The organism is Francisella adeliensis, from assembly GCF_003290445.1.
In the GTDB taxonomy this organism is placed as follows: domain Bacteria; phylum Pseudomonadota; class Gammaproteobacteria; order Francisellales; family Francisellaceae; genus Francisella; species Francisella adeliensis.
The window spans coordinates 1,933,626-1,945,861 of the sequence record NZ_CP021781.1; the positions used below are offsets into that span (position 1 = coordinate 1,933,626).

Here is a 12,236-nt window from a genome sequence, read left to right on the forward strand (position 1 = left end):
TTTCCCATACTCTCTAAAGGCTCTTTATTTTTACTTAATAAACCTATCCATCTTTCTATAACTGATAGCTTCTTGGATTGCTCGTTTATCTACTACATTCATATCATTTAAATCTGCTATAGTTCTAGCTACTTTGAGTATTTTATAGTATCCACGAGCTGAAAGCCCCATTTTTTCGATTGCCATGTTAAGCATATTTTTACTTTCACTATCTAGCTCGCAGACTTTATCTAACTCTTTACTACTCAGCTCAGAATTGATTTTACCTTGTCGTTTTATCTGAATAGCCCTAGCTTTTTCAACTCGCTTACGCACTGTAGTACTTTTCTCACCTTTCAACTCTTGGTTTGTAAGGTCATCTTTTGGTAGCTCAAGTACTTCTACATGCAAATCAATCCTGTCTAACAAAGGACCTGAAAGTTTTGCTTGGTACCTACGAATAGCCTGCAGCGTATCACTACAGTCTTTATATTGCGACCCAAGATAACCACACGGGCAAGGGTTCATTGCAGCAATTAACTGAAAATTAGCCGGATACTCAACTTGACACTTTGCTCTAGAGATATTTATCGTGCCTGTTTCAAGTGGCTCACGCAAAACCTCTAGTACTTTTCTATCAAACTCTGGAAGTTCATCTAAAAATAATACGCCGTTATGAGCTAGAGAAATCTCTCCAGGCATTGGATTGCTACCTCCACCAACTAATGACACACCTGATGAAGTATGATGAGGGTGTCTGAAAGGTCTTTTATAAAAGCTCTCTGCTATGTCGGTTTCACCTTTAATAGATGCTATCATTGCTGATGAAAGTGCTTCTTTCTTATCTAATGATGGTAGTATTGAATTCAAACGACTTGCAAGCATTGTTTTTCCTGTACCAGGAGGTCCAACAAGCAATATATTATGCCCACCTGATGCAGCTATTTCTAAAGCTCGTTTTGCTTGATACTGTCCTTTTACATCTTCTAAATCTTTATACAAGCTTTCAAAATCAACTTTTTTGCTTGGCTGTATCTGCTCTTTTGTGGCTTCACCTGATAGATAATCAGCAACCTCTTTTAGATCACAAAAACCATAAGCTTCTACATCTTCAACCAGCGCTATCTCTTTTTCATTAGATGTTGGCACTATAAGTTTTTTCTTAGAACTTACAGACTTTATTGCCATTGGGATTGAGCTAGCTATTTTTCTTAACTCTCCACTTAGTGAAAGTTCACCAGCAAACTCATATTCTTCTGTATCTTTAGCTAGATTAACCTGACCTGAAGCATAAAGTATTCCTAGAGCTATTGGTAAATCAAATCTACCACTACTTTTAGGTAGGTCTGCTGGAGCTAAATTTATTGTGATGCGTTTATTAGGAAAATTAAAACCTGAATTTATAATAGCACTTCTAACACGATCTTTACTTTCCTTTACAGCTGCTTCCGGCAAACCAACTATAGAAAGACTTGGCAATCCATTTGAAAGATGAACCTCAATAGACACCAAAGGAGCTTCGATGCCAAGTTGAGCTCGACTAGATAGTACCGCTAAAGACACGCTACTTTTTCTCCGCTATCAAAGAGTCTAGTTTTGCTTCAACTTGCTCAAGCTTTGTGCGTGTTTTTAACAAAATCTTTTTTTGAATCTCAAACTCTTCACGAGATACAACATCTAGCTTTTTAAGGCCTTTATTAACTATACTTTCTTTTGAGTTTTTCAGTAAATCATTGATTGGGTCTAAAATTTCTTTCATAACTTCTACTATTTGTAACTATATAACTACAAAGTATAAATTCTTACAGAAGATTTGGCAAACTATTAAAACAACTACAGCCTTACTATGTTTATATGAATACATAATAAAGAAAACTCTATCTCTTCTTACACAACCATTTTTAGGAAAAATCTACTCTGCCAGTTTCTAGCAGCAAACAATTGCAACTATCTATAACGGCTGATATTCTAAAGAAAAAACATCTAATCTTAGATTATTATGAATCAACCAGAAATTAAACATTTAAAAGACTACAAACCTAGTAATTATCTTATAGAAAATACATATTTAACATTTGAGCTTGATGAGAGTAAAACTATAGTAACAGCTAGGTTAAACATCACTGCTAATACTGCAAATAGAGAAAATAACACTCTAGTTTTAGATGGTAATGAGCTGAAACTAGTATCAATTAAAATAGATGATAAAGAACTATCTACAACAGAATATAAAGTTAGCGATAATCAACTAACTATAGAAAACGCTCCTAATGAGTTTATCCTAGAAACAGTTGTAGAAATTAACCCTACTGCGAATACATCACTAGAAGGTTTATACAAGTCTGGAGATGTATTTTGTACACAATGTGAGGCTACAGGATTTAGGAATATCACATACTATTTAGATAGACCTGATGTTATGTCTGCTTTTACTGTCAAGATAATTGCAGATAAGGACAAATATCCAGTTATTCTTTCAAATGGCGATAAAATTGAATCAGGGTATATTTCAGATACTCAACACTTTGCAGTATGGAAAGACCCTTTCAAGAAACCATGTTATCTATTTGCACTTGTAGCAGGAGATTTAGCAAGTATTAAAGATACTTATGTTACAAAGTCAAACCGAAAAGTTAGCTTAGAAATATACGCATTTAAACAAGATATTGATAAATGTCATTATGCTATGCAAGCTGTAAAAGATTCAATGAAGTGGGATGAAGAAAGATTTAACCTAGAGTATGATCTTGATACATTTATGATTGTTGCTGTACCAGATTTTAATGCTGGTGCAATGGAAAATAAAGGCTTAAATATTTTTAATACTAAATACATCATGGCTAGTGATAAAACAGCTACAGATAAGGATTTTGAGTTAGTTCAAAGTGTTGTAGGACATGAGTATTTTCATAATTGGACGGGTGATAGAGTGACATGTCGTGATTGGTTTCAGCTAAGCTTAAAAGAGGGTTTAACTGTATTTAGAGATCAAGAATTTACTTCTGATTTAAACTCAAGAGATGTTAAACGTATAGATGATGTACGTATTATTAGAAGTGCTCAATTTGCTGAAGATGCTAGTCCTATGTCTCATCCTATCCGTCCTGAGTCGTACATTGAGATGAATAATTTCTACACTGTAACTGTTTATCATAAAGGTGCTGAAATTATTAGAATGATACACACTCTTTTAGGAGAGGATGGCTTCCAAAAAGGTATGAAGCTATATTTTGATAGACATGATGGTCAAGCTGTAACTTGTGATGATTTTATAAATGCTATGGCAGACGCTAATAATCGTGATTTTAGCTTATTCAAAAGATGGTATGCTCAATCTGGTACACCAAATATCAAAGTTAGTGAAAATTATGATGCACAAAAGCAAACTTATAATTTAACACTTGAACAAACTACTCCATCAACTGCTGACCAAAAAGAAAAACAAGCTCTGCATATACCTGTTAGTATGGGGCTTATCACTCCTAATGGTGAAAATATCACCGAGCAAGTAGTTGAATTAAAAGAGCAAAAACAAACTTACTCGTTTGAGAATATCCCAGCAAAACCAGTAATTTCTTTATTTAGAGATTTCTCCGCACCTGTAAAGGTTGAGCATACTCGTTCTGAGGAAGAGCTACTGCATATCGTTAAGTACGATAATAATGCCTTTAACCGTTGGGATTCTTTACAGCAGTTAGCTACAAATATGATATTAAATAACTCTGATGTGAGTGAGGAGTTTTTAAATGCTTTTAAAGCAATATTACATGATGAAAATTTAGATAAAGCTTTAATTAGTGATGCTTTACAAATACCTGGTGAGTCTACAATTGCTCAGACAATGCCTGTGATTGCTGTTGATCAGATTGTAAAATCTCGCAAAAAAGTTGTAAATCAATTAGCTGATAAACTAAAAGATGATTGGTTAGAAGTATATCAACAATGTAATGACAATAAGCCATATAGCCTATCAGCTGAACAAATTGCTAAGAGAAAGCTAAAAGGTGTTTGTTTGAGTTATCTGATGAATGCTAGTGACCAAAGCCAAGGTACAGGGTTAGCACAACAGCTATTTGATAATGCTGATAATATGACAGACCAGCAAACTGCATTTTCAGCACTTTTAAAGTCAAATGATAAGCAGATTCGTGATAATGTTATCAATGAGTTTTATAACCGTTGGAAACATGAAGATTTAGTTGTAAACAAATGGCTAGTATCTCAAGCTCAAATCTCACATGAGTCAGCTTTAGATATCGTTAAAAACTTAGCTAGCCATCCTGCGTACAATCCTAAAAACCCTAATAAAGTTTATTCTCTAATTGGTGGTTTTGGTGCTAATTTCTCACAATATCATCGTAAAGATGGCTTAGGATATACTTTCATGGCTGATACTGTACTAGAGCTTGATAAAATCAATCATCAAGTTGCTGCAAGAATGGCTCGCAATCTAATGAGCTGGAAACGCTATGACTCTGATAGACAAGCTATGATGAAAAATGCTCTTGAGAAAATCAAAGCTTCAAATCCTAGCAAGAATGTCTTTGAGATTGTTAGTAAAAGTTTAGAGGTGTAGTTGTTTAAGGAGTATATCTTTTGATATATTAGAGTTTAATGCTATTCATCAGAAGATTGGGAGCCCAGTGGAAAACCAGTCCGGTAACATGCGCTTGTTAGCTGTGAACGCTACGCTACCTGTAGTCATAATTAAGTGAATCAGGGTTCATTACTCTCTCTATCCCTGATTCCTCCAATCCTTTTTTCAGGGCTCTATGTATAAGAAGAAAACTTGGAATCTCTAGAAGATTCTTTCTTGATACGACTTCAATAGCACAACGCTCTAGAAGCTCCGATCTTGAGACATTGAATGGAAAGCTATGTGAGCACTGAAAGCCGTGACTTGAAAGCAGCTTGCACCTTAGTTTCAATACTCTATGCACTACGGAGAGCAACCATCCATCCAACTGAGTTAATTGACCAACATCATCGACTAGAGGGTAGAAGCTCATAACACCTTTAAAGTATATTCGTTTTGTTCTGCCAGATAAGTAGTCTTTAATTTGCTTTTTGCTTAGTCCACCATACATGTATCTCCGAATTTCACACATTGCTGATAAAAAATTATAATCGCTATCATTTGCAGGAATTCGCTGCCCAGTCAACACTGTTTGCTTAAGTGGTTGGATTAAGCTTCGGTAAAGAATATATGATATTTGCTTTTGAATTTTCTTGACGGATTTATCTTTAATGGAAACATTATCAACCGACAGGCAATACCCCAAAAAATCTAGGCTAGTTTTAGCTACGATTTCTGATGGCAAACCATCTTTTGTTAGCAAAGATATTCCTTCTGACTTTGTAGGATTTATTTTTATTCCAGCGCTTCGAGAGAATTCGTTTATTAAGCCAAAGGAATTACATACTTTTGCGTACTCAGGTGACCACACAATAGTGTCATCAGCATATCGAGAAAACTTAACTCCCTCTCGCTCAAGATCTTGATCAAATTTCCAACAGGTTAAATTGGCAAGAAATAAACTTATTGATGTTCCTTGAGGAATACCAACTTTACTCTCTTTCAAAAAAGATTTAATAACAAACCGTTCTTCAGGACTGATGTAGAAACCGTTTTCAGAAAACTGCCCTTTTAAGAACTCATGGGATATAGAACCAAAAAAGTCAGAGAAATCAAATTCAGCCAAAAAGGTGCGTTCATTTCTTTTTAAGTCGACAGAAATATCTTGAATGGCGAAGTGAACATTTCTATCATTTCTATAAGCATATGAAAAAGAACTAAATCGGTGTCTATTTTTTGCCAGCAGTCGGTTAAAGAAAAACTTCGATATAGCTGCGTCAGGTATTTGGTAAATCGCTACTTTTCTAATACCACCGTCAGGCTTTGGAACTTCCTTTATATATGGGGCATTCGGAGAATAGGTTCTATTCTCAATTTTACTGGCGATAGATCGAGCAATACTTTTATGCTTTGCTTTCACATAAAATGGACTGAACTTCCTATCAAAAGACCAATAGTCTGGAGTATGTATTTTCTTTTTTGGTGCAGAGTCGCCTAATCGCTTTTGATTACGCTTAGCTTCTATATGTACCCTGTTGTGATATTCGTGGTAGCGTTCAATTAACTTTTCAGCCTCTTCACGAATAATTCTTGCAATCTGCTGCTCTAATTTCATAAATTCCTTAAACAAAAAAGCCTGAGTTAGACTCAGGCTTTTTCACGGTGTTAACCCAAGTAAAAGTAAGTTATCACATGGTTGGATAGGATTTGATTCCTTTCCCCCATCAGTGTGAATTATCACAACTGAAAACCAGTCATTTCTAACTGGTAGAAGGTAACACCGTTATCCCCATAAGGGAATTCTTACATAATAAACGAGTTACTAACAATCTGCAAGGAGTACCAAACACTTTCGGACGCCTAATAATTGTTCATATATTAATTATAGCCATTTATGAGCGAAGTAACAGTGTAATTTTATTAAAAAAAGAGTATAAAACTTATGACACAATCAGATTTATAAAAAATAAAACAAGCTCTTGAGAAAATCAAAACTTCAAATCCTAGCAAGAATGTTTTTGAAATTATTAGTAAGAGTTTGGAGATGTAGTTACTGTATTATATCTATTACCTTTCAACAGCCAGTCAAACATATTTTCGTATAATTTCTTTTAGATTTATTGTGATCAACATCAACGCTAGATTAGATTAGCTAGGTATTTAGCTACTGATTCATCGATACAGTTACCTATTACCTCAGCATGACAAAGAGTTTGCTTTACTTCCTCTGGTGCATTCTCCATCACTATTGCTTTATTAACTGTCGATAGCATTTCTATATCATTCATTCCATCACCAAAACCTATGCTTCTAGTAACAGGTATCTGCAGAAATTTTGATAATTTAGTTATAGCATTTCCCTTAGAAACATTTTGTTTCATTACTTCTAAACACCAATCGAAAGAAAATGTTAAATGGACATTTTCTTTAATTTCTTCGCATAAATTTTCTTGAAACTCGAGCAAAACTTTCTTATGTCTTTTTTTATGAATAAAAAAAAAGTTTCTCAACTTTCTCTAATGGCATATCTTCTGGTTTGCAATAAGTTGGAGTAAATTTATCATTTTGATTAAAGTCGCTAAAATCATGTCTAAATTCACTAGTTAACCAACCATAATCAGTATACATATTTATAATTACATCACTATATTTTTTAGCTTCATTAATCAGCTGTTTAACTCTGATACTAGATATATACTGTTTAAGATCCATATCCCTGCAAGAGCTTGTTAAGCTTGCACCATTAGATGAGATAATATGTACAGAAATATTAAGAGATGAGACTATAGAACTAACATCTAAATAGTGTCGCCCTGTAGCAAATACTATTTGTTTATTTTTTTCAGATAAATTAACTAATACTTCTTTTGTATAAGCTCCCATTTTGCACCCATCTTGTAGAAGAGTCCCATCAAGATCAGTAATAATTAAATCATACATAATATATAAACCTGTAAAAAACTCTAGTTTGAAGGTTTTTGAGCTATATTACAATTATTTATAAACCAAACCTTCCTCATTTTTATTATTATATGGCTGATAAAATTTAAAAAGACTATTAAATTAATGTTTTTGCTAGAAGCATTTAAGATATATCATTTTTTATATCTAATATTTTTTGTTTACTTTCTGAAATTAATTTAGCCATAATCGTACGATATGTATTATCTGGTAAGTCCCAGTAATGAAAATATAGCTCCATACTCCATATACACCCATTATCTAAAATAATTAGTTCATTATTTTTAAGTTCTTTTATAATGTCTGATTTTGGTAATAAAGCATAGCCTTTACCTTGTAAGCACATTTGCTTAAATCCTTTTACAGATGGAATAATATGACAATTCTCTATATCAGCCTGAAAGCCATAAAATTTCTCCATAAATCTAGAATTTAATTGATCATACTGATTAAATAATAAAGATGGAGCTTGTTTCAAAGTATTTATCCATTTTTTACTATTCCTTTTAATTTCTTTAAAGTATTTATCATAAAAGTAATTAGAGCAAACCAATAAGTAGTCTATTTCACCAAGCTTCTCGACAAGACAATTATGAGAAACTTTACTCTTAGTACTGATACAAGATAAAACTTCACCATTTTGCAATGATTTGAGAGTCATTTCTTGATCAAAAGCCTTGATATTAAATCTCGCCATATTCGATATATCAATATTGTCTAAAATATCTATAAACCAAGTATCTAAACTATCTTGATTTATAGCTATAGATATTTGCAGTTCAGTATTTTTTATTAGCTTTTTTTCTTTTAGGAGACCAGACTCTAGTAGTTCTACTTTTGTTAAATGACTTAATAAATCTTGGCCTAATTTTGTAGCTTTATAAGGGAGTACTCTTATAAGAACAGGCGCACCAAACTTTGTTTCAAGAGATTTTATCCGTTGCGATACAGCTGATTGAGTAATAAATAATTTATTAGCCGCAAACTCAAAACTTTGTTGTTCTATTACTTCCTTTAATGCTTGTATAGCTTTATAATCTATCACGATCATTAATTTAACTAATGTTCTACAATAATCATTAATTATACTAATAATTTATTGTGTGCTAAAGTTTTATTTCATCAAACACTTCAAAGTAAGAAAACAATAATGGCATTCATATCTGGATTTAGTTTAGCTTTATCATTAATTTTAGGAATAGGCGCACAAAATATTTTTGTACTCAAGCAAGCAATCAAAAAACACTATGCTATTAGCACAGCATTGTTATGCTTTTGTTGTGATGTCATTTTAATTATATTCAGTATTTTATTAACTACGATTATGTCTCAATATATTCCTATTTTGAGACCAACTATGCTTATAGTTGCAATACTCTTCTTAGTTTACTATGGTTTTATTTCAATAAAATCATCTTTCTCAAATAAAAATCCACTTGAAGAAAGTTTTAATCAGTATAGTTTTTTTAAAATTTTTATTTTGAGTGTCTCCTTTAGTTTGCTCAATCCTCAAGCTATTTTAGATATAGTTATATTATTAGGGGGAGTTGCGGCACATTATGAAAGTAATAGTTTAAAAATAGAATTTATGTTAGGCGCAGTTATGGCAAGTTTTATTTGGTTTTTATCCTTGATGTTATCAGGTTTTTTTCTAAGAAAATTTATCCAAAAACTAACTGTTTGGCAGTGGATAGAGCGTTTTACAGGAGCTCTTATGTTTATAATAGCCATTAATTGTATCCGGTTACTAATTATTTCTAACTAACCCTGTTAAACCTCTAAGCTTAGAGTCTCACCAACCTTTAAAATCAAAGCATTTTCTTGACCATATTTTTGTTCTTCTGCAGCTTGCTTAAATCTTTTAGGAGGCTCAAAAAAAGGTTCTGGTGTAAGTCTGATAGTTCCCCAGTGCATACCGATGGTTTTTGTAGCCTTGATATCTTTGGCTATTTGAATTGCTTCTTCTGGAGTAGCATGTACAGAGCACATAAAATCACGAGGCTATGATTGGAAGCTAGCATCTTAAATAAGATAACTTCTCTAAGTATGCCCATTAGCTATCGACACGCCTGAAATCAGTTAACTCAAAGACCTTGAGAGGGTTAAGAAACAATGCCAGCCCTAAAAGAAAATATTTATGCCCAGTGTTCTAATTGATTGAAGGCTGCTAACTCGCATAGATTCTTTATAATCATGAAAAGAATCATAATAATATCCACTACCGGGATCATATATCATATCATTAGGGTATAATACTATCCAATGTAATAAAGAAAGATCCCAACTTACTGTACAAATCATACATACTTTCTCACTACCCTTAAAATCACCAGCTATCCATGTTGGATGAGGAATATAGTTATTTTCAATTTGCACTCCCATTGCTTCAATTCTTCTTGATTCAGTCCTCCATTTAAGTCCAGCAGTTATATTTGCTCCCAATGAAATTCTTACTCGCGGATTCATTCCTAATAATTTAGAACATAAACAAATTTCAGATGGAAGGCTAATACTATAATAATCTTTAGAATATACATCTATACTACTAAATTTTGCACTAGTAATGGAATATAATAAGTATTCCATTTCTCTACTTGGATATATCAATACATCATCATTATCCTTTAAATCCTTTAAATCCTTTAAAGTTCTAAGTCCTGTAGCTGGACTATATAGACCAGAATCTATAAGAGTAAAAAGTGTAACCTGTGTAGCCATAAGTTGATCTTTTGGAACCCAATACTCGGATTCTTCAAGTATAGAAACATATCTATCATCATTAATAAATTCATTATCATAAGATATATAATTACCGTGTCTATCTTTTATATACCTTAATGGAATGGGTCCTGTACGATATATTTCTATCAATTGGTTTCGTCCAGCCCTATAGTTAAAACTTTGACTAGCAATAGATTCGCAAACTTTTTTTTCAAAATCTTTAATAATTTTAGTTAAGTCAACAAGTGAATGTCTAGGTATAAGCCCCTCATTAGTGACTGATTCTAACCTATTTTTGAGTATAGATTTATTTATGTATTTCATGGTTAAATTTGTATTCAGTATTACCCCCCTTCTTTTGAAAGATAAATCTATACTATTAGATAGTGAATCCACTACTGCAAAACAATGCATAAGAGCTACTGCTCCACATGTTCTACATCCTTGCTTTTGTTTGTACGGAAAAATCATTTATTACCTCCCGTATTTTAAGTGAGTATTCGCATGATAGTGTATGGGGTTCTGATACTAATGTCGGTTTACGACAGAACCAGAAAGATTACCATTCTAGCTGTACTATTTTAGCAATTTTTGTAGGTATGTTAGATCGCCTAGCACAATATTTTAACCGTATCAATTCGTATAATTTTCTAATTGAGTTACTATAATATATGCCGAAGTTTGGGTCATAGAAATAATAAATAGAATGTTTGTCTTTATAAACGGCAACTGCATGTGTCTGAAATTCCATAAAAAAGTAACCTTCTCTTTCTCTATTTTTTATGTCTAATATATTATCTAAAATTTCAATGTTTTTGGGACAGTCGATGCCTAGTACCGCCCTCATTCTTTTATAAAAAATTTCACGTGGGTTTTCGCAACTCTTTTCTAGCATGCTACTTCTTTCTAGCAGTTTTTTAGTTAATGACTCTAGCATGTCGCAATTTTTTTTAATATTTTCAATTAGATCTAGGTTAGGAAGAGTTTTTTTCATTTCTTGTTTGGCTATGTTATCTTGGTATAAATAATCGTTTAAATAACCTTTTACTGTTTGAGCATTAGTTAAAACTTCTTTTTTCACTTCCTCTAAACTATTTCGATGTTCTATTTGTAATAATTTTGGATGGGCAAAATCGGACGTTATATTTCTTTTTACTTCATTGAATGATTTGTTTAACCCTATTTTATTTACATTTCGTAGCCAAAGTAAACTTAAAGCTACACAAACGTTCGGATTGCCAGAAGTGTGCTTAACTTTCTGTATGGGCTTTAAAAAAAAGGGAATATGCATCATGTATACCTTTAATTCATTAAAGGTGAAATTATAGTGCAAAAAAAACTTTTACTTACTAGTAAAAATACTAATAGTGTTATATGTTGATGATTTAACAGCTAGATTGTAGTCTGAAAGTTTTAAAACTAAAAGAATGGAGGCTTAGTAGGATGAGAAATTCATGCTTAAATTCATCGGTCAATTTAATGCTATTGCCCTAGTTACATTTCCTTTTCTTTAGGAGGTATAAAAGCAAGAGGTTTGTATTTACGATCATTCCACTTATCACCTTTAACACCCATAGGAAAATTTGTGCTGTTCAATCTTATTTTTTCAAATTCTTTGTGTTGTTTATATTCTCTAAATTTTTTTTGAATAATTATTGCACTCTTCTCCATCTCTGTCAGAAACATTTTAGATAAGATATTAGTTTGACACCTAAGAGCACCATGACTCCTTCTTGCTATTTCTTGTGTTTCAGCACCTTTTTTTCCATTATGATTAATAAATTCAACTTTAACACCTTCTTCTTTACAGATATCAATCAACATCTCTTTATGTACTGTATCTTGGCTATCTAAAGTTAAAAAATATTTATTACCATCATAATTACTAGTCAAACTAATACCATTAATTAATGATGATGTTGCTGCTTCACCTATCCATATAGCATCTTTACTATCGGTTTCATGATTTTTTCCATAGATTACGCCTCTAAATATTTTA

The 12,236-nt window shown here is 32.4% G+C and carries 11 protein-coding genes and 2 pseudogenes; 3 read left to right on the top strand and 10 right to left on the bottom strand.

Annotated features, from left to right (window positions below):
- Nucleotides 1-30 precede the first annotated feature (30 nt).
- Both CDH04_RS09195 and CDH04_RS09200 read right to left on the bottom strand, forming a co-directional pair.
- Nucleotides 31-1,542: a YifB family Mg chelatase-like AAA ATPase gene (locus CDH04_RS09195; RefSeq protein WP_112870733.1), complete on the bottom strand. Its 1,512-nt coding sequence runs from the start codon at nucleotides 1,540-1,542 to the stop codon at nucleotides 31-33.
- A gap of 1 nt (nucleotide 1,543) precedes the next feature.
- Nucleotides 1,544-1,738 (bottom strand): accessory factor UbiK family protein, encoded by a 195-nt coding sequence (locus CDH04_RS09200; protein ID WP_112870734.1) that lies wholly within the window; start codon nucleotides 1,736-1,738, stop codon nucleotides 1,544-1,546.
- 240 nt (nucleotides 1,739-1,978) lie between these two features.
- Here CDH04_RS09200 and pepN point away from each other — a divergent pair, with 240 nt between their 5' ends.
- Nucleotides 1,979-4,555 carry an aminopeptidase N gene (gene pepN, locus CDH04_RS09205; protein WP_112870735.1) on the top strand — a complete coding sequence of 859 codons (2,577 nt, stop codon included), beginning with the start codon at nucleotides 1,979-1,981 and terminating at the stop codon, nucleotides 4,553-4,555.
- A gap of 115 nt (nucleotides 4,556-4,670) precedes the next feature.
- Here the strand turns inward: pepN and CDH04_RS09210 are convergent, their stop codons facing one another.
- Nucleotides 4,671-6,170, bottom strand: coding sequence for a reverse transcriptase domain-containing protein (locus tag CDH04_RS09210; protein ID WP_112870736.1), 1,500 nt, complete (start codon nucleotides 6,168-6,170; stop codon nucleotides 4,671-4,673).
- A 351-nt stretch (nucleotides 6,171-6,521) separates the two neighbouring features.
- On the opposite strand from CDH04_RS09210, the pseudogene CDH04_RS10155 reads away from it, so the two are divergent.
- Nucleotides 6,522-6,605 (top strand): annotated as a pseudogene (locus CDH04_RS10155) (aminopeptidase); the annotation flags it as partial.
- A gap of 88 nt (nucleotides 6,606-6,693) precedes the next feature.
- Here the strand turns inward: CDH04_RS10155 and CDH04_RS10080 are convergent.
- From CDH04_RS10080 to CDH04_RS09225, 3 genes are all read right to left on the bottom strand, one after another.
- Nucleotides 6,694-7,065: an HAD-IIB family hydrolase gene (locus CDH04_RS10080; protein ID WP_265575276.1), complete on the bottom strand. Its 372-nt coding sequence runs from the start codon at nucleotides 7,063-7,065 to the stop codon at nucleotides 6,694-6,696.
- Nucleotides 7,040-7,495: an HAD-IIB family hydrolase gene (locus CDH04_RS10085; RefSeq protein ID WP_200164510.1), complete on the bottom strand. Its 456-nt coding sequence runs from the start codon at nucleotides 7,493-7,495 to the stop codon at nucleotides 7,040-7,042. Before CDH04_RS10085 ends, CDH04_RS10080 begins: the two co-directional genes overlap by 26 nt.
- A gap of 145 nt (nucleotides 7,496-7,640) precedes the next feature.
- Nucleotides 7,641-8,567, bottom strand: a complete 927-nt coding sequence (locus CDH04_RS09225) for an ArgP/LysG family DNA-binding transcriptional regulator (RefSeq protein ID WP_234393457.1) — start codon at nucleotides 8,565-8,567, stop codon at nucleotides 7,641-7,643.
- A gap of 99 nt (nucleotides 8,568-8,666) precedes the next feature.
- On the opposite strand from CDH04_RS09225, the gene CDH04_RS09230 reads away from it, so the two are divergent.
- A complete protein-coding gene (locus CDH04_RS09230; protein ID WP_112870737.1) occupies nucleotides 8,667-9,281 on the top strand; it encodes a LysE/ArgO family amino acid transporter in 615 nt (204 codons plus the stop codon).
- A gap of 5 nt (nucleotides 9,282-9,286) precedes the next feature.
- Here the strand turns inward: CDH04_RS09230 and CDH04_RS09235 are convergent.
- The 4 genes and pseudogenes from CDH04_RS09235 to CDH04_RS09250 form a co-directional block, all read right to left on the bottom strand.
- Nucleotides 9,287-9,517 (bottom strand): annotated as a pseudogene (locus CDH04_RS09235) (MBL fold metallo-hydrolase); the annotation flags it as partial.
- A gap of 120 nt (nucleotides 9,518-9,637) precedes the next feature.
- Nucleotides 9,638-10,708: a T3SS effector IpaJ family cysteine protease gene (locus CDH04_RS09240; protein ID WP_112870738.1), complete on the bottom strand. Its 1,071-nt coding sequence runs from the start codon at nucleotides 10,706-10,708 to the stop codon at nucleotides 9,638-9,640.
- A gap of 88 nt (nucleotides 10,709-10,796) precedes the next feature.
- Nucleotides 10,797-11,528, bottom strand: coding sequence for a YopT-type cysteine protease domain-containing protein (locus CDH04_RS09245; RefSeq protein ID WP_200164512.1), 732 nt, complete (start codon nucleotides 11,526-11,528; stop codon nucleotides 10,797-10,799).
- 203 nt (nucleotides 11,529-11,731) lie between these two features.
- A complete protein-coding gene (locus CDH04_RS09250; protein ID WP_112870740.1) occupies nucleotides 11,732-12,130 on the bottom strand; it encodes a hypothetical protein in 399 nt (132 codons plus the stop codon).
- Nucleotides 12,131-12,236: the final 106 nt, after the last annotated feature.